The following is an 18150-nucleotide window of genomic DNA, read 5'->3' as shown; positions in this document are numbered from 1 at the left end:
TTTTTCTCCTTATTTGTAGTTTTTTAATATATTTTTAGTGACAAAGCAGTTGTTGGTTTTTAAATTGGTTTTTAAAAATGAAAGGGTATTATATCAAAATTTTGCAAATTAAAATAAACTAAAATTCACAATGATAAATCATTCGCTACTTGCGTTTAAATCCCCTTGTTTTTTAAGAAGCAGAGTTAATTCGCTTGCTTTAGCTGCTTGCATTTTTGAAAGCACACCTGAAATTTTTCTTGAGTCTAAAGAAAGCATGATCTTGCTTGCCTCCTCGGCGTCCATAGCACTAAGCACATCAGCAATTGCCGTATCTTTCATCTGTGAGTAAATTTCTTTTACTCTATTGCTTGTTTTTGAATCAATCGCTTTTAAATTTGCCTCACTTTTTCTTAAAATTTCTTCATTTTCAGCTTTTGTTTGTTCTATTTTGGCTAACGTTGCGTTTAATTCGGCTTCTTTTTTGGCTAAGGCTTCAAGCTTTTCTTTTTGCAAGGCTTCAAAAGAAGCTCTATAGGCTTCTAAGGCTTGTCTTGCTTCATCAAATTCGCGTGTTTGTACTTCAAGTTGCTGTCTTCTTGTTTCTAAATACTGCTCTTCATTTGTTAAGGCATAAATAAAACTGCAACTTAAAACTATAAAAAAAATACTTTTTTTACTCATCTTTTGCTCCATAAAAATGTCTGCTTATAGCGATTTCATCAAGGAATTTTTCTTCTTCTTTTTTAAGATGTTTTTGCATAGCTTTAAATTCTTCGCTTTGTAAGTATTTGATCTTTTCATAATCCAAAGAAGCCCTTTTGTAAAGGGTTTGATAATGCAAAACTTCTTTTTGGCTTAGTTCAAGTTTTTCTTTAGCTCTTTCTTTAACATTTTTTGCGATTTTAAGCATTTCAAGGTTTTGTTTGAGTATTTGTGTGCTGCCATTTTGTGGCAGGGCAAAATTCGCATATTCTAAGCTTGCATTTTGAAAAGCAAGTTTATTTTGCAGTTGTCTTTGCTTTGCTTGGCTTAAATTTTGCTCAGCCTTATCAAGTCCTTGTTTTTTAACCTTTAAAATTGAGCTATATTTGTTTTTCATAAGATTATAGTGTCATCTCTTTCTGGGCTTGTTGAGATATAGTTGATCTTTACACCACAAAGCTCTTCTAAACGTTTAAGATAGAGCTTTGCATTTTGTGGTAAAAGATCAAAGTCCTTGATACCAAAAACTTTATCCCAACCCTCAAGTTCCTCATAAATAGGCTCAGCATTTTCCAAATCATTTGGCATATAATCAATTTCTTCACCCTTATAACGATATGCTTTACAAATTTTTACCTTTTCAAAGCCATCAAACACATCAAGTTTCATCAAAGCAAGGCTATCAAGCCCATTTAAACGAGCCGCGTAACGCACAGCCACAGCGTCAAACCACCCACAACGTCTTTTTCTACCAGTGCTTGTGCCAAATTCTTTGCCAATTTGAGCTATTTTTTCGCCATCTTCACTCTTATCTTCGCTTGGAAAAGCCCCATTTCCTACTCTTGTAGTATAAGCTTTGGTTATACCTAAGATTTTTCCTACTTCTTTTGGATTGAGCCCAAGTCCTGTTAAAGCCCCTGCTGAGATGGTGTTTGAGCTTGTTACAAAAGGGTAAGTTCCATGATCAATATCAAGCATAGAGCCTTGCGCACCTTCTAAAAGCACTCTTTTATTTTCATCAAGAGCCTTCCAAAGCATTCTTGTTGTATCTGTGATGAAAGGACTTAAAATCTTGCTGTATCGCTTTAAATCTGCTAAAAGTTGTTCTTTTTGTGGGATTTGAATTTCAAGCAAAGAAAAAAGTATTTTGTTGTTTTCAAAATTTTCAAACAAAGCCTCGCAAAGCCTTTGCGGTTCTAAAAGCTCACTTATTCTGTGCCCTACGCGACTGATCTTATCAGCATAGCTTGGTCCTATGCCTTTTCCTGTAGTGCCTATAGCATTTGCACCTTTAAGTTTTTCTTTGGCTATATCTATCAAAGCATGATGGGCTAAATTTAAATGTGCTCTATCGCTGATAAAAAGTCTGCCTTTGAGATTATCAAACTGAGCCATTTCGCTGATGAGCACTTCTGGAGAAACCACAACTCCATTGCCGATGATATTGATACATTGAGGATGTAAAATGCCTGAAGGTATGAGATGAAGGGCATAGCGTTGGTTATTTACCCAGATTGTATGTCCAGCGTTGTGTCCGCCAGCACTTCTACACACAAAGTCATAATTCTCGCAGAGCTTATCAACGATCTTGCCCTTGCCTTCATCGCCCCATTGTATGCCTACAACAATATCTGCTTTACTCATCAAAACTCCATATTCAAGAAAAATTTAAGCTTTCATTGTAACAAAAAAAGCTTAGTTAAAGATTAACTTAAACGCTTTACGCACTTGTTTTACTTGTGCCTTTAACTTTAATCTTGCTGCATATTTTTTGGATACACAAAAATACTCTCTCTTTCAACCTTGATCTTTTCGTTTTCATCAAGAGCAAAGGCTGTGATTTTAAGTGGTAAAATCGTATCTTGATCTTTGTTTTTACTGAGATTTTTTTCAGTTTTTAAAACAACGATTTGTTTGCTTTTTGCTCCAGCTTTAAGAGTAAAAGGCTTACTTGGACGCACTATGCTTAAAGCATTTTCATCTCCTTGAATTGCAACTTTAAAATAATACTCATGAGCTTTATTATCAGTATTATCAAATAAGAATACATAGGCATTGCTTACTTCAGTTTTTCCATCTTTTTGTTCTATGTGGTAAAGCTCGCTACTACGGTTGATATTTAAGAGCATATATTCTTTCTTGCTTCCCATAAAGATTAAAATCATCACAGCCACTGCTAAAACAATGCAATACGCTATAGTTCTAAAGCGAAAATACTGCACTTTTTGCCTTTTTTCTACAGCCTCAAAGCTCGTCCAGTTGATAAGACTTTCTCGCTTGAACTTATTTTGCACTTTAGAACATGCATCGGCACATTCTAAGCAGTTGATACACTCAAGTTGCATACCACGTCTTATATCAATGTGCGTTGGACACACAGCCACACAGGCTTCACAGCCTATACACTCACCCTGTGGAGGTTTTTTATAAAGCTTGGTAGCTCCATCAAAAACCTTGCCACCTCTGTGCTCATCATAAATAACTTGAATGGTATTTGTATCAAACATAACAGATTGTATTCTTGCGTAAGGACATACATAAATACAAAAATTTTCAGCCAAAAAACATACATCAATAGTGAGAAAAAACGAGGCAACAAACAAAATTCCCATTAAAAGCAAATGATCGCCCGGACTTTGAATATAAGCAAAAAAGTCTTCAGGTGGCACAAAATACCACAAAAAGTTACTCACAGCCACCAAGGAAAGAACATAAAAAATCAAAACAGCTAGGGTTTTTTTGATAAATTTTCCTTCGTAATTTTTTTGTTTATTAGCTATAGAAGTGCGAATTTTTAAAAGTTTCGTTTGAATTAAATCCCTAAAAATAACGCGAAATATAGTCTGCGGACAAGACCACGCACACCAAATTCTCCCACCCAAAGTTGTGATGAAAAATATACCCAAAAACAAACAGATGAGTAAAAATGGCATCAAATAAAGCTCTTGAGTGCTAAAAGAGATGAAAAAAAGATCAAGCTTTTTATGATCAAAGCTGAACAAAAAAAAGTGATTGCCATTTATGCGGATAAAGGGCAAGATAAGGGCGATACAGGTAATGATAATAAAGCTGGTGTATCGTTTGCGTGCGTAATGTGTGATGAAATTTTTCATAATTTTTCCTTGTTTCTTTATCAATTAACTTTGATTATAATACAAGAGTGCTAAAACAAATTTTAAATTTTTATACTCTTTTTGAAAAAATGGGTTAAAACTATGCTATAATTAGCCTTTTATTTTAAAAATAGAAAGGCGGTGATGTAAATGCCTGGGGTTAAGGTTCATGCCAATGAAAGCTTTGATGAAGCGTATAGAAAATTTAAAAAACAAGTTGATAGAAATCTTGTCGTAACAGAAGTAAGAGCAAGAAGATTTTTTGAGCCTATGACTGAAATTCGCAAAAAACAAAAAATTTCAGCTCGTAAGAAAATGCTAAAAAGACTTTATATGCTTAGAAGATACGAGTCTAAACTTTAAAATATTTTAATCCTGATTTTTGCTTTTACTATTGATTGTTATGAGCTTAGAGAATTTGTTTTTGAAGCTTTTAATGCAGGCTCTGTTTTTCATAGAGATAGAAGGAATGAGCGCACATCCTAATGAGTGCTAAAGGTGTGCTTTTAAATCCTACTCTCTCTAATAGGGCTTGATTTGGCAAATTGTTTTGATAGATTGCAAACTCCTGAAAATACTCAAGATAATGAGGGCTATATTTGGGTTCAAGAATTTCATTCCAATTAAATCAAGGCTAATTTACTTTTAAATATCAGAGATTGTAATTAAAGAAAAATATGAAAAGAAAAAAGCCTATATTAAAGAGTGGTAGAATTCACACAAAAGCATTATGAAAGGGCTAAAATTTCTTTAAGATTGGAAGATACTTATTCTAATCTTAAAGACAGTATGAATGAAAAAAATAAAATTACTTTGGATATTTTAAATAAACTCTTAAAAAATATCAAATAGAGCTAAAATTTTTCCTATGCGAGGAGGAACTGGTGGTAGTGTCTTAGCTTTAAAGGATTTATTTACGCCAATTTTTTTACAGGGGCTCATAATTTTCACTCTGCTTTTGAATTTTTACCTTTAAAATCTTTTTATAAGAGTTTTGAAGTGGCTAAGACCACAGCCTTGTTAGCTTAAATTTTCTAAAAAGTGACATTTTGTTATTATGAATTACTTTATTTAGATTAATTTTTCTCCTTTTTTAGTTATAGTTATAAAAAAAGGGGTGTGGGAGTTATGCAAAATTCTTTTGTGTTTAATATACGCCGTGTAGGTGTTGAATTTGTTATTTTTTGTGTTTATGCTGTTTTTAGTATTTCATGGGCAGCGACAGGTTCTTTAATGCCACAAATATCAAGCGATCTTGGTTTAAATACCCAACAAGCTACTTTAATTACTAGCATGATAGTGGTTGCAAAAATTTTTGGTGCTTCATTCACTGCTTTTTTAGTTTATAAATTTGGTTTAAAAAAAGGATATTTTCTAGGTTGTATTTTAATGAGTTCTGGTATATTTTTAAACTTTGTGGATAGTTATAGTGGTGTTTTGATTATAAGATTTTTAACAGGGCTTGGTTCAGCTTGTGCTTTAGTTTGTTTGGTACCCATCGCACAACAATGGTTTGAAAAAAAAGCTTTGCATTTTGTAATTAGTTTTAATATAACTTCAAATCTAGTGGGTGTTACTTTAGGACTTGTTTTAGCTGAAAGCATTTCAAATTATTTTGGAAATTGGAGAGATTCTTTATCTTTATATGCTTGGATTAATTTGATTTTATTGATTTTGTGGCTTTTTATAGGCAAGGATGAAACAAATAATATTCAAGGAAAGAAAAAAGAGAATAATGCAAAAGAAAGATCTTATTTATTTTATGCTCTAAAATCTCGTGTCACTTGGGGTATGATTGTTTTTTATATAGGCCCTATTTTGTTTTTAAATTCATCTTTTACTTTCTTGCCAACTTACTATGCGCAATACGCAGGTTTTAGTAAAGAATTGGCCGATTTTGCTAAAAAAGAAATTCCAGCTTTGGCTAATTTTGCTATTATTTTTGGACCTTATCTTGGATTATTTTTTAAAAGAAAAAATATTTCTTTTAAAATAATGCTTTTATTTGGAGGAGCGTCAATTTTTATATGCGGATTTTGTATGTTGTTTTTGCAAAATTTAGTATTGATACAGATTTTTGCTGTGTTATCGGGCGTTTTATATTCTATGTGGTTTCCATTTTTCTTTAACCTACCTTCAGAGTTAAAAAATTCTAATCCAAATCAAACCGCTTATATTATGAGTGTTTTTTGGAGTATTACCTTTGTTATATTATCATTTAATTTATGGGTGGTATCTTGGAGTGTTGATAAAACTCATAGTTTTACTTTAGGTTTTGTTTATATTTTTGCTTTAATTTTTATTTCAGCAATCTTGGCACAATTTATTCTGCCTAGAAAAGAAAATTTTATACAAGGAGAAAAATAAAATGAATTTAACTCCAGAAATAGTAGATCTGCAAGGCGAATTTGAAAAAATTCGTCATCAAATTCATGAAAATCCTGAGCTTGGTTTTGATGAGTTATGTACTGCAAAATTGGTGGCGCAAAAATTAAAAGAATTTGGTTATGAGGTTTATGAAAAAATTGGAAAAACAGGCGTTGTAGGGGTTTTAAAAAAAGGAAATAGCGACAAAAAAATAGGACTTCGTGCCGATATGGATGCTTTACCTATGCAAGAATGCACGAATTTACCATACAAAAGTAAAAAAGAAAATATAATGCACGCTTGTGGCCATGACGGACATACCGCCTCTTTGTTGCTTGCTGCAAAATATTTAGCAAGCCAGGAATTTAATGGTACATTAAATCTTTATTTTCAACCTGCCGAAGAAGGCTTAGGTGGCGCTAAAGCAATGATAGAAGATGGGCTATTTGAAAAATTTGATAGCGATTATATTTTTGGGTGGCATAATATGCCTTTTGGTAGTGATAAGAAATTTTATCTTAAAAAAGGCGCGATGATGGCTTCTTCGGATAGATATAGTATTGAAGTCATAGGAAGAGGTGGTCATGGAAGCACTCCAGAAAAAACAAAAGATCCTATATATGCTGCTTCCTTGCTTGTAGTGGCTTTGCAAAGTATAGTATCTCGCAATGTTGATCCTCAAAATTCAGCAGTTGTAAGCATAGGTGCTTTTAATGCAGGACATGCTTTTAATATCATTCCAGATAATGCGATAATTAAAATGAGTGTTAGGGCATTAGATAATGAAACTAGAAAATTAACCGAAGAAAAAATTTATAAAATTTGCAAAGGTATTGCACAGGCTAACGATATAGAAATTCAAATCAGCAAAAATGTTGTTGCACCAGTTACTATGAATAATGATGAAGCAGTAGATTTTGCAAGTAAAGTTGCAAAAGAACTATTTGGCGAGGAAAATTGTGAATTTAATCATCGTCCTTTAATGGCAAGTGAGGATTTTGGCTTTTTTTGCGAAATGAAAAAATGTGCTTATGCTTTTTTAGAAAATGAAAACGACATTTATTTACATAATTCTAGTTATGTTTTTAACGATAAGCTTTTAGCTAGAGCTGCAAGTTATTATGCAAAACTAGCTTTAAAATATTTAAACGCAGCTTTTTGAGTATTTTTTAGGAGTGCGTGCGTATAGATTTTTACGCTTTGGCCTTATTTGAATGCTTTTTATTTCGGTAGTGAAGTCTTAAACTCAAGCTTAAATTTAAGTAAGTGAGAAGTGCCCTCCCCACTTTTTTTGTCTATTTATTTGTTCAAATTTGTTTTTAAATATTAAGGCTTTAAGATTAGGCTTTTGCGAATTTCTTTTTATTTATTTTTCTTTTTAAGGACAATACCAAAAAACATTCACAAATAAAAAAGCTTAAAAAGTTCCATTACAAAGTTTTTGATGCCGTTTTATTATACCGGCATGACACGGATATTTGGACTAAGCTCTTCTTGCAAGATATTTTCTATAGCATATAAAGTTGCTCCACTTCCGCTTGCACAGCCATTACATGCACCTAAATAACGTATGTAAATATCCACATTTCCTTCATTTGACTTTTGTATATCAATAACTTCTAAATCTCCTCCATCGCTGTGAAGCATAGCTCTAATTTCAGAATCTAAAACGCTTTCAACGGCTTTAAGTTGCTTTACCATAGTCATATCATCAAAACTTATATCATCGTGTGTTGCAGCGATTTTAAGTCTTTCTCTTTCCATTTCAGCCCTTGTTTCAGCTAAAATATCTACAAGATAATAATCTCTTTTTTCATGTCCGCCCGGTTTAGCACAGGATTTGCAAAATGCACCTGCTTTGGTGTATTGCGTGATTTCTTCAACTGTGTGCAAATCATTTAGGCGAATGACTTCTTTAATCGTGCCAAGTGAAACTCTAGCACACTCACACACTATGATTTGATTTTCAAAGCTTTCTGCATCTACACCCATATACTGAGCTGCAGCTTGTTTGATTACATCATAAGCCATTACCGAGCAGTGCATTTTTTGAGGTGGCACGGCTGGGGTATTTTTATCATCTCTCATTGCAAATTCAACATCTAAATTGGTGATTTTTACCACATCTTTTACTTGCTTTCCTATGCAAAGATCAACCATAGTATCAGAGCTTGCTATGGCTGTTCCACAGCCAAAACTTTTAAATTTAGCATCTTTGATAGTATCTGTCTTTTCATCAACAAGCCAATAAAGTCTCACCGCGTCCCCACAGCTTTCAGCTCCAAAATCAGCTACGATGAGCCTAGCATTAGCTTTTGCAGCATCTTCTTCTGTAAATTCGCCCATGTGGCGAGGATTATTCATTCTGTCTTGAACTTTTTGTGAATACTCATCCCAAATAGATCCACCGATTAAATTATTTTTTCCCATGTTAATTCCCTTTTCTATAAGCTTTTGGTATATATGCATAAGTGCTTGAAATTGCCCTTAAACGCTCGGTTGCAAGCTTGATTTGCTCACTTGCATAATCAATCTCTTCTTCAGTATTAAATCTTGATAAAGAGAGCCTTAATGCAGTGTGGGCTAGATCATTTTCTGCACCAATTGCTTCCATGATAGGATTACTTTCTAAATCCTCGCTCGCACAGGCTGATCCGGTGCTTGCTGCAATGCCGTTTTTGTTTAAATCCCAAAGCATAGCCTCGCCTTCAACGCCTTTAATACTTGCTAAGATCGTATTTGGCACGCGGTTTGTTCTGCTACCAACCACGCTTGTATCAGGTAGAACTAAGATGGCATCTTCAAGTTTATCTCTTAAACGTTTGATATGAGAATCTTCATAATCAAGCATTAAATTTGCTATCCTTAAAGCCTCACCCATAGCCACTATACCAGCCACATTAAGCGTGCCACTTCTTCGCCCACCCATGTGTTCACCGCCGTGTAAAAGCGGGCTGAGTTTAATGCCTTTTTTGATATATAAACCGCCCACGCCTTTTGGTCCGTGAAATTTGTGTGCTGAAAAGCTTGCTAGATCAACTCCAGCAGCATTAAAATCAACCTTGATCTTACCTACAGCTTGAGTTGCATCAGTGTGAAATAAAGCTCCATATTCATGGCTTAGTTCAGCAAGCTCTTTGATAGGAAAGATCATACCTGTTTCGTTATTTGCCCACATGACATTGACAAGGGCTGTTTTTTCACTGATGACGCTTTTAAGATCATCTACACTACAAAGTCCTTCGCTATTTACAGGCAGGTCAATAACTTTTACCCCAAGACTTTTTAGAAAAAAAGCTGCCATACTTACGGCTGGGTGTTCAACGCCTGAGATAATGACTTCATTACGATCTTTGCCTAAGATATAATCAAAATAAATACTTTTAAGCACCCAATTAATACTCTCAGTAGCACAGGAAGTAATGATAATATCATCAATATCCCTTGCACCAAGTCCAGCATAAAGTTTATCCATAGCTTCCCTTAAAGGTGCATGCGTTGCTGAACCCCACTGATGAAGTGAGTTTGGATTGCCATAATGCTCGCTCAAGTATGGTTGCATAAGCTCATAAGCACTTGGATCAAGCTTGGTTGTTGCATTATTATCTAAATATACTTTCATTATGTCTTATCCTTATAATCTGCGAAAAATAAAGCTTTTAAAAACAAACTAGTTAAATTGATAGTTATTTTTAATAAGATTTATTTTATCTTGTTAATTTATCTGCAAATAATAACACAAAAAAATAAAAATAAGTTTAAAATTATCCATTAAATTTTAAAATTGTGCAAAATCACGACATAATGCTCATATACGAACGAACGATTTTGTTAAGACTTGCTTGTTTTTGCCTTTGAGTATAGAAATTTTCAAGTGAGTTTTGTCTTGTTTGATTGATTTGGTTTAGTTGTTCTTGATTGCTTTGTGTGCTTGCTTCTTGCTTGATTTGTTTAAATTCAGCATTCAAAGCTTGTGTATAAAGTGAATAAATCGAACTTGAACGCGTGAATTCTTCAATATTTAAGTCTTTTTGATAGTTGAGATATTGTTGATAGAGTAAGTTTAATTTATCACTTTGTGTGTTTTGTTTGTTTACTCCATTGACATACAAATACAAATCAAAGCTCATTCTTTCTTTGTTTTGCTCTTGAACATAGTTTTCAAAGGATCCTTCACTTTGAAGAATTTTGTAAAAATTTTGGTGTAAGCTTAGGCTTAAATTGACCGGTTCAATGAAAAAATTCACTTCTTTGTTGGCACTTTTTATATCCTTGTGTATAAAATTCATCAAAAGCCCACTTTTTGAAACTTCGCTCTCTTTGCTTAAATAAGGCTTGATAAGCTCGTTTTGGCTTGTATTGTTTATAGCTGAGTCAAAATGAAAATTGATGATTTTGTTTTCAAGGTTTAAAGGTATAAGGTTTTTATTGTGCGTTAAGGCTAAGTTTAGCTCATTTTCTCCTTTATAAAGACGTGTAATTTCACTTGAAAAATCCCCACTTTTTGTAGAAAAGCCTTGATAAAGTCCAGCAACTTCGCCACGATTTAAAAAAGCATTATCATCTTTTGCAAATTCAGGTTCAACAGCTTTTAAAGCCGAATAATAAGTATTTAAGAGTTGGGGCAAGTCGATTTTGTTAAAGCTTAAATTTTCATCTTGTTTTATAAGCTCTTTGGCTATACTTTGCACGCTTTTTATATTAATTTCATAACTCAAAGGTAAATTTGCAGCATGGTTTAAATCCTTTTGAAAAATGCCTTTTTCATCAGTTCTAAAGCCAAATTCACTTGCAAAACTTTGAGCTTCAAACTCAACTTTTGAATCAGGATTTTGCACTTCTGGAGTGCGAATTTCTTGAGTGTTTTGGATATTTTTTTTCTCATTATTTGCATTTAATGCTTGTGTTAAAAAAGTATTGGAACTTGAAAAACTTGTATTAATATCCATAAAACCTTCTTTTTCTCATATTGCGTCCAATAAAAGCAAAAAGTATTCCAATTTTATTTTTTAAAAAACTTGACTTTTGCAGTGAAAAAAGCTACAATGAAAAACTCAAAAAAAATTAAAAGGAGAAGCCAAATGAATACACCTGCTTTCATTCAAATACTTGTCCTTTTTTCTTCTATGGCAAATATGCGTGCTTTTGCGCGCTAAAAATTCTTTTTATTTATCTTTAATACTTAAAAATTTAAGTTAAAAGCCTTTGTGCTTTTATGATTTAAACTCAATGAAAAAGGAAAACAAAATGCCAAATTTAAAACACAATGATTATGCAAGTGCGACTTTAGCTCTACACGCGGGCTATGAATATGAAGGCAAAAGAACCACAAGTGTGCCACTTTATCAAAGTTCAGCTTATAGCTTTGAAAGCTTAGAACAAGCTGCAAATCGCTTTAGCCTTAAAGAGATAGGCTATACTTACTCAAGAATGGCAAATCCAACCATAGATGTGCTTGCCAAAAGGCTTGCTGCTATTGAGGGTGGGGCTATGAGTGCTGTAGTGGCTAGTGGGAGTGCTGCGATTTTTTATGCGGTGCTTAATCTTGCTGAGTGTGGAGATAATATACTTTATGCAAATAAAATTTATGGAGGAACGCAGACTTTGTTTGTGCATACACTTAAAAGGCTTGGTATATCATGCAAAAGTTTTGATCTTGATGATTTAGGCACGCTTGAAGAGGCAATTGATGAGAAAACCAAGCTTATTTTCTTTGAAAGTCTTTCAAATCCTCAAATTGCGATTGCCGATATAGAAAAAATTGCACAAATTGCTAAAAAGCATAATATCATCAGTATTTGTGATAACACCGTTGCCACAGCTTTTTTACATAAGCCCTTTAAATTTGGCGTTGATGTGAGTGTGTATAGTCTTACTAAATACATCAACGGGCAAGGAAGCACCTTAGGTGGAGTGATTATTGAAAGGAAGGGCTTGAATGAAGTGCTTATAAACAATCCTCGCTATACTCAGTTTAACACCCCAAATGAAGCTTATCATGGTTTAGTTTATGCGGATTTAAATTTACCACTTTTTTGCTCTCGTATCTTGCTTGAATGGCTTAGAAATACAGGAGCAAGTTTAAGTCCTTTTAATGCTTGGCAGCTTTTACAAGGGCTTGAAACTCTTGATCTTCGCATACAAAAGCACAGCCAAAATGCCCTTAAGATAGCCCAATTTCTACAAGCTCATCCTTTGGTTGAGGAGGTGAATTATCCAGCCTTAAAAACAAGTCCTTATCATAAGCTTTTGCAAAAATACTTTAAGAACAATCAAGCAAGCGGACTTTTAAGCTTTGAAGCAAAGAGTTTTGAGGCAGCTCAAAGAATTTGCAATGAACTCAAGCTTTTTTCTCTAGTTGTAAATATCGGCGATAGCAAGAGTTTGATCATACACCCGTTTTCAACGACACATTCACAACTCAGTGAAGAGGAGTTAAAAGCAGCAGGCATTACGCCAAAAACGCTTCGTCTAAGCATAGGGCTTGAGGATGCAAATGATCTCATCGCTGATTTAAAACAAGCCATAGAAAAGGAGGATTAATATGCCTTTGATTATCCCTAAAGAAATTCCAGCCTTTAATCTTTTAAAAGATTTTACTTTTATCATCGATGAAACAAGAGCGATCACTCAAGATATACGCCCTTTAAAAGTGTTGATTTTTAACCTTATGCCTACAAAAATAGAAACAGAAAATCAGCTTTTATCCTTGCTTGGAAACTCTCCTTTGCAAGTTGAGATTACCTTGCTAAAGACAAAAAGTTATGAGAGCAAAAACACAGATAAAAATCATCTTGATCGCTTTTATGTGAGCTTTGATGAGATTAGGGGGCACCAATTTGATGGTGCTATCGTTACAGGGGCACCGATTGAGCATTTAGACTTTGAAGAGGTGGTGTATTGGCAAGAATTTGCTGAGGTTTTAAGCTATCTTAGAACGCATACTACCAGCACATTATATCTGTGCTGGGGTGCAATGGCAGCCTTATATCATTTTTATAAAATTCAAAAGATTTCTTTGAAAAAGAAGCTTTTTGGCGTGTTTGAACATGAGCTTATCCATGAAGACTTGCTTTTAAGCGGGCTTGATGAGCAAGTAAAAATGCCTCATTCTAGGCATTCGGGCATTAATGAAGCACAAATTAGGGCAAATAAAAGCTTAAAGATTTTGCTTGAGGGCAAACAAAGTGGCATAAGCACGATAAGGGATTTTAAAGATGTGTTTATACTCGCACACCCAGAATATGCTAAATTTACACTTGATGCTGAGTATAAAAGGGATTTAGACAAAGGTAAAAGCATAGAAAAACCCTTGCATTACTATGATGAAAAGGGTAAGGTAAGCTTTTGCTGGAGATCAAATGCGAGTGTGATTTTTCATAATTGGCTTAATTTTGTCTATCAAGTTACGCCTTATCAGTTATCTTTTGCTTCAATGCAAGGAGTAAGATAGGGATTGAAAGAAGAACGAGGTTTATTTGAATATGAATTTAATGCGATTGTTTTAAATTCAAACAAGCTTTGTTGCAAATAAAACTTGTTTGAATGGTATGTTTTAGCTTTGAATAGCCTGCAAAATTTCTTCATAAGCTATGCAAAATTGTTTTAAACCATCATCAAGTAAGTCCTTGCTGGCTTTTTCAAGTTTATCTTGGCAGATATTTTTATACAACTTTTTTTCAAGCTCACTCTTGCTTTCGCACTCAAGCAAAGGCGAGTTTTTATAAGCTTTGATTGCATCAAGTGGAGCTGTGTTTATGCTATGCTTAAATTTTAAAGCCTTGATATAATGATCCTTGTCTAAATCATCGCCTTTCACGCCTGTGCTAGCAAAAAGGGTGCGTATATTTGGCTCGTTTTGATCTTTTATATGTGTATAAGCAAGACTAGCATTGAGTATGCCGATTTGATTTTTATCAAGCACCTTGTTATTTAAAAGCCGATCAAAACGACTTACAAAGACGCTGATAACAGCTTGTGGGCTTTGAAGCCGTCCTTTAAGGACTGAGTTTTTCTTGCGAAAGGTTTTTAAGCCCTCATTAAGAGCCTCAAAGCATTCTTTTGCTTGATTGAGTGAAAAAATCAGAGTTGCATTGACGCTGATACCCTCGCTCATCAAAACCTTCATTACTTCATAACTTTGCCTTGTGGCTGGCACTTTCATCATGACATTTTGTTTGCCTATGGTTGAGTAAAGTCTTTTTGCCTCCCCTATGCTTAAGGCTGTGTTACTTTCTAAACGTGGATCGATCTCAAGGCTGATAAAACCATCATCTTTTTTAAAAAAGTTTAAAGCAAGTTTATCAGCAGCCTTTGCTATGTCAGCTATGGCTAGGTTTTCATAAATTTCTTTTGCGTTTTTGCCTTTGAGCTTAATAATTTTTGCCTTATAGCTTGGGTGTTTAAGGATAGCATTTTTAAAAATGGCTGGATTTGAAGTTGCTCCGCTTATTTTACCACTTTGTAAAAGCTCTACAAATTCAGTATCTAAAAAGCTATCTTCAACAAAATCGCACCATAATGAGAAATTTTTCATTTTTTTCCTTTTTTAGCTGATAAATTGAATGATTTCTTTTAAGTCTTTTTTTTCAATGCAAATGTCAGCATGAGCTTTTAAAGCTTCTTTGGCACAAAAAGCGATTTTAAGCCCGCTTTCTTTAAACATAGAAATATCATTTGCCCCATCCCCTACGCATAGCACTTCATCTTGTTTTATATCTAAAAGCCTTCGAAGTCTTTGAAGCATAAGTCCTTTTGAGTTCAAAAACATCATCTCTCCGCCTACAAGTCCACTTAAAAACGTATTTTTATGGTGTAAGAAATTCGCAAAAGCGATGTCAAATTGAAGTGTTTTTTGAGCTTCATTTAAAGCCTCGTGAAAGCCACCGCTAAATACAGCAATTTTGATATTTTTGCTTTTTAATTCAGTGATAAGCTCTAAGCTACCTTTCATCAAAGGTAAATTCGCACAAGTTTTTAACACAAGTTCATAAGGCATGCCCTTAAGCAAAGCCACCCTTGCTTGCAAGCTTTCAAAAAAATCAAGCTCACCATTCATAGCCTTATGAGTGATCAAAGCGACTTGATCTCCTACTTCGTAAGCTTTTGCAAGCTCATCTATAGTTTCGCCATCCATTAAAGTGGAGTCGAAGTCAAAGACGCAAAGTTTTAGCATTAAAATTCGCGCTTGAGTAGAGATTCGACTTTAAGTATAGTAAAGATATTATCATCTCTTTTGCCTATACCATAGATCATACCCTTTTCTTTCAATAAAGTTTCAGGTGGCGGGTCAATGCGGTTGCGATGAATTTTTATAGCCTCTGTAAGTCTATCAATGACAAAGCCAGCACTTCCACCTATACCGCTACTTGCTTCCTCACCTTTAAGCACGATATAACGCGTTTGTGGTGTCATTTTTGAAACACCTAGATTAAAGCGCTGAGCTAGATCAATAAGAGGCATTACATTGCCTCGCATATTAAATACACCTAAAACATATTCAGGCACATTAGGCACACGGGTATATTCTATGGGCTTAATGATCTCTTGGATATTAAGGATAGGTATAGCATACTCCTCATCACCTACAACAAGCCCTACAAGTTGTATAATTTCATCTTCTTTGTTGTTCTCATAGGGCTGAGAAATTTGCACTTGCTGTTTTTGGAAAACTTGATTTAATTTATCGCTCATTTTCTATCCTAATTTTAAATTTTTCTTCACAACATTTTCAAGATATTCTGGAGAATATGGTTTGGTAATGTATTCTGTCATACCTACTTCAACTCCTCTTAAACGATCCGTTTTGCTTGTTCTTGAAGTAACGGCAATGAGTGGAAGTTGGCGGTATTTAGAGTATTTTCTAATCTCACCAGCTAAGGTATAACCGTCCATTCTTGGCATTTCTATGTCAATAAGCATGGCATCTATTTCTTTGTCATTTGATTTAACAACTTCAAGAGCTTCAACCCCATTTGTCGCTTCGATAATGCTTACACCAAGTGGTTCAAGAGCTTTTTGCATAAGGGTTCTATCCATTTTGCTATCATCAACGATTAAGACATTATAATCACTTGGCTGTTCTTTAGGCTTTTTGACATTTGATTCAATTTGAGCTTTTATATCGACTTTGATTTCTTTGGCTAAATTCATCATCACACCAACATCGATGATTAAAGTTACACGTCCATCACCTCTTATGGTAGCTCCTGCTATGCCTTGTATATTTTGCAAATAATCACCCATAGACTTAATAACAATTTCTTCTTGTCCTACAAGCGTATCTACGATGATACCAAGTTTGCTTTCAGCCACGCCGATAACTACTACATAAGTTTGACTTTCACTTTCTAAAATTTGTTTAACTCCAAACACATCACTTAGACGAACGAGTGAAAGCACTTCATCTCTTAAACGAAGCACATTTTTACCTTCTATGGTATAAATACTATCTATTGGCACACGCACAGTTTCAAGCACGCTTGCAAGCGGTATAGCATAGTATTCTTCTTGCGTGCCTACAAGTAGAGATTGGATAATGGCTAGAGTGAGTGGAATTTTAAGCTTAAACACAGAGCCTTTTCCAAGTTCGCTATCGATTTCAATCACACCATTGAGTTTTTCGATATTGGTTTTTACCACATCCATACCCACGCCGCGTCCTGAAACATTTGTAACCTTAGCTGCTGTTGAAAAGCCCGGTTTAAAAACCAATGCAAAAGCCTCTTTATCTGTCATTTGGCTTGCTTCTTTTTCAGTGATGAGATTCTTCTCAAGAGCTTTTTGCTTAAGCATATTTGCATCAAGCCCCTTTCCATCATCAGTGATTTCTATAACGATGTGATTGCCTTCATTGTAAGCTTTAAGTTGCACTATGCCTTTTTCAGCTTTGTTAGCCATAGCCCTTACTGAAGGCTCTTCTATGCCGTGATCACAAGAATTGCGTATCATATGCATGATAGGATCGCCAATTTCCTCGACTATTGACTTATCAAGCTCGGTTTCTTCACCTGAAATCTCAAGCTCTATTTGTTTGCCAAGCTCACGGCTTAAGTCCCTCACTACGCGTGGGAATTTGTTAAATACCTTTGCGATAGGTTGCATTCTTGTTTTCATTACCGCAAGTTGCACATCTGTTGTGATAACGCTAAGCTGAGATACAACTTGGTTTAGCTCTTCTAGGAATTTTTCGCCTTCATAACGTTCTTCAACATCATCATAAATTTTAAGCAAGCGATTTTTGCCCAAAACAAGTTCGCCAACTAAGTTCATCAAATGATCAAGTCTTTTTACTTCAACGCGTATAGTTTGATCCATAGTCGCACCACTTGAGCTACCTTGAGCTGGCACCTTCTTTGCAGCTGGTGCGCTTGGAGCTGGTGTTGGTTTTGCAGGAACTGGATTATTTTTTTGTTTTTCTTGACGGCGTGCTTGATCTTCAGCTTTTCTTACTTTAAGCAAGCGTTCGATTTCAGCTTCTATTTCAGCGTCGCTTAATTCATTGACATTCACTTCTTTTTCCGGTTCAGGTGCCGGCTCTTCTTTTTTTACCTCGCTTACACTTTCTTGTTGTGTGGTTTCTGCTAATATGTCATTGCCCTCAGATATAGCTGTGAGTTTAGCACAAATTGGTGCTATATCCATGCCTATAGCAGTATCATTGCCATTATCTCGTATGCAGTTAAGTAGGGTTTTCATTTTATCAATAGACTCAAGCACTACATCCATAATATCCGGTGTGATCTTAAGATCGCCATGTCTAGCTTTGTTAAGCACATCTTCCATATGATGTGTTAGTTTGGTTAAAACATCGAAATTTAAAAAGCTTGATGAGCCTTTAACTGTGTGTGCAACACGAAATATACTATTTAGAAGTTCTAAATCACCCGGATTTGCTTCAAGTTCGACTAAATCATGATCGATTTGATCGACAAGCTCAAAGGCTTCGACTAAAAAGTCTTCAAGTATTTCTTGCATATCGTCCATA

General features: G+C 34.7%; 16 protein-coding genes. 5 read left to right on the top strand and 11 right to left on the bottom strand.

The window, feature by feature from the left end:
- Positions 1–138: 138 nt before the first annotated feature.
- The 4 genes from DMB91_RS07020 to ccoG all read right to left on the bottom strand — a co-directional run bounded on the left by DMB91_RS07020 (position 139) and on the right by ccoG (position 3797).
- Positions 139–663, bottom strand: a complete 525-nt coding sequence (locus DMB91_RS07020; protein WP_034903778.1) for a MotE family protein — start codon at positions 661–663, stop codon at positions 139–141.
- Positions 656–1081, bottom strand: a complete 426-nt coding sequence (locus DMB91_RS07015; RefSeq protein WP_034903268.1) for a flagellar export protein FliJ — start codon at positions 1079–1081, stop codon at positions 656–658. Before DMB91_RS07015 ends, DMB91_RS07020 begins: the two co-directional genes overlap by 8 nt.
- Complete coding sequence (locus DMB91_RS07010) at positions 1078–2328, bottom strand: adenylosuccinate synthase (RefSeq protein ID WP_034903271.1); 1251 nt, start codon at positions 2326–2328, stop codon at positions 1078–1080. The genes DMB91_RS07015 and DMB91_RS07010 overlap by 4 nt, the downstream gene beginning before the upstream one ends.
- A gap of 107 nt (positions 2329–2435) precedes the next feature.
- Positions 2436–3797 (bottom strand): cytochrome c oxidase accessory protein CcoG, encoded by a 1362-nt coding sequence (gene ccoG, locus DMB91_RS07005; protein WP_034903274.1) that lies wholly within the window; start codon positions 3795–3797, stop codon positions 2436–2438.
- Positions 3798–3947: 150 nt separating this feature from the next.
- Here ccoG and rpsU point away from each other — a divergent pair, with 150 nt between their 5' ends.
- From rpsU to DMB91_RS06990, 3 genes are all read left to right on the top strand, one after another.
- Positions 3948–4160 carry a 30S ribosomal protein S21 gene (rpsU, locus tag DMB91_RS07000; RefSeq protein WP_034903277.1) on the top strand — a complete coding sequence of 71 codons (213 nt, stop codon included), beginning with the start codon at positions 3948–3950 and terminating at the stop codon, positions 4158–4160.
- Positions 4161–4925: 765 nt separating this feature from the next.
- A complete protein-coding gene (locus DMB91_RS06995; RefSeq protein WP_034903280.1) occupies positions 4926–6164 on the top strand; it encodes a CynX/NimT family MFS transporter in 1239 nt (412 codons plus the stop codon).
- 1 nt (position 6165) lies between these two features.
- Complete coding sequence (locus DMB91_RS06990) at positions 6166–7326, top strand: M20 aminoacylase family protein (RefSeq protein ID WP_034903283.1); 1161 nt, start codon at positions 6166–6168, stop codon at positions 7324–7326.
- A 293-nt stretch (positions 7327–7619) separates the two neighbouring features.
- On the opposite strand, the gene DMB91_RS06985 is transcribed toward DMB91_RS06990, so the two are convergent.
- From DMB91_RS06985 to DMB91_RS06975, 3 genes are all read right to left on the bottom strand, one after another.
- On the bottom strand, positions 7620–8594 hold the full coding sequence (locus DMB91_RS06985; protein ID WP_034903286.1) for an iron-sulfur cluster assembly scaffold protein NifU: 975 nt from the start codon (positions 8592–8594) through the stop codon (positions 7620–7622).
- A 1-nt stretch (position 8595) separates the two neighbouring features.
- Complete coding sequence (locus DMB91_RS06980; protein ID WP_034903288.1) at positions 8596–9786, bottom strand: NifS family cysteine desulfurase; 1191 nt, start codon at positions 9784–9786, stop codon at positions 8596–8598.
- A 172-nt stretch (positions 9787–9958) separates the two neighbouring features.
- The gene (locus DMB91_RS06975) at positions 9959–11113 is read right to left on the bottom strand and encodes a hypothetical protein (protein WP_034903291.1); all 1155 of its coding nucleotides are present in this window, start codon (positions 11111–11113) and stop codon (positions 9959–9961) included.
- 298 nt (positions 11114–11411) lie between these two features.
- Between DMB91_RS06975 and DMB91_RS06970 the strand changes: the two genes are divergently transcribed.
- Both DMB91_RS06970 and metA read left to right on the top strand, forming a co-directional pair.
- Positions 11412–12707, top strand: a complete 1296-nt coding sequence (locus tag DMB91_RS06970; RefSeq protein WP_034903294.1) for an O-acetylhomoserine aminocarboxypropyltransferase/cysteine synthase family protein — start codon at positions 11412–11414, stop codon at positions 12705–12707.
- Position 12708: 1 nt separating this feature from the next.
- Complete coding sequence (gene metA / locus DMB91_RS06965) at positions 12709–13617, top strand: homoserine O-succinyltransferase (protein ID WP_034903297.1); 909 nt, start codon at positions 12709–12711, stop codon at positions 13615–13617.
- Between the two features lie 102 nt (positions 13618–13719).
- Here metA and DMB91_RS06960 read toward each other — a convergent pair whose 3' ends face one another.
- Genes DMB91_RS06960 through DMB91_RS06945 form a run of 4 tightly spaced genes read right to left on the bottom strand, consistent with a single transcriptional unit; the run spans position 13720 to position 18149 of the window.
- Positions 13720–14700, bottom strand: coding sequence for a transaldolase (locus tag DMB91_RS06960; RefSeq protein ID WP_034903300.1), 981 nt, complete (start codon positions 14698–14700; stop codon positions 13720–13722).
- Between the two features lie 12 nt (positions 14701–14712).
- Positions 14713–15339: a phosphoserine phosphatase SerB gene (gene serB / locus DMB91_RS06955; protein ID WP_034903302.1), complete on the bottom strand. Its 627-nt coding sequence runs from the start codon at positions 15337–15339 to the stop codon at positions 14713–14715.
- Entirely contained in the window at positions 15339–15857 is a 519-nt protein-coding gene (locus DMB91_RS06950; protein WP_034903305.1) for a chemotaxis protein CheW, read from the bottom strand. Before DMB91_RS06950 ends, serB begins: the two co-directional genes overlap by 1 nt.
- Positions 15858–15860: 3 nt before the next feature.
- Positions 15861–18149 (bottom strand): chemotaxis protein CheW, encoded by a 2289-nt coding sequence (locus tag DMB91_RS06945; protein ID WP_034903308.1) that lies wholly within the window; start codon positions 18147–18149, stop codon positions 15861–15863.
- Position 18150: the final 1 nt, after the last annotated feature.

Origin of the sequence: Campylobacter sp. MIT 97-5078, from assembly GCF_006864455.1 — a bacterium.
Taxonomy (GTDB): domain Bacteria; phylum Campylobacterota; class Campylobacteria; order Campylobacterales; family Campylobacteraceae; genus Campylobacter_D.
The sequence above is the reverse complement of the archived record's forward strand: the minus strand, read 5'-3'. Positions and strand labels throughout refer to the sequence as shown.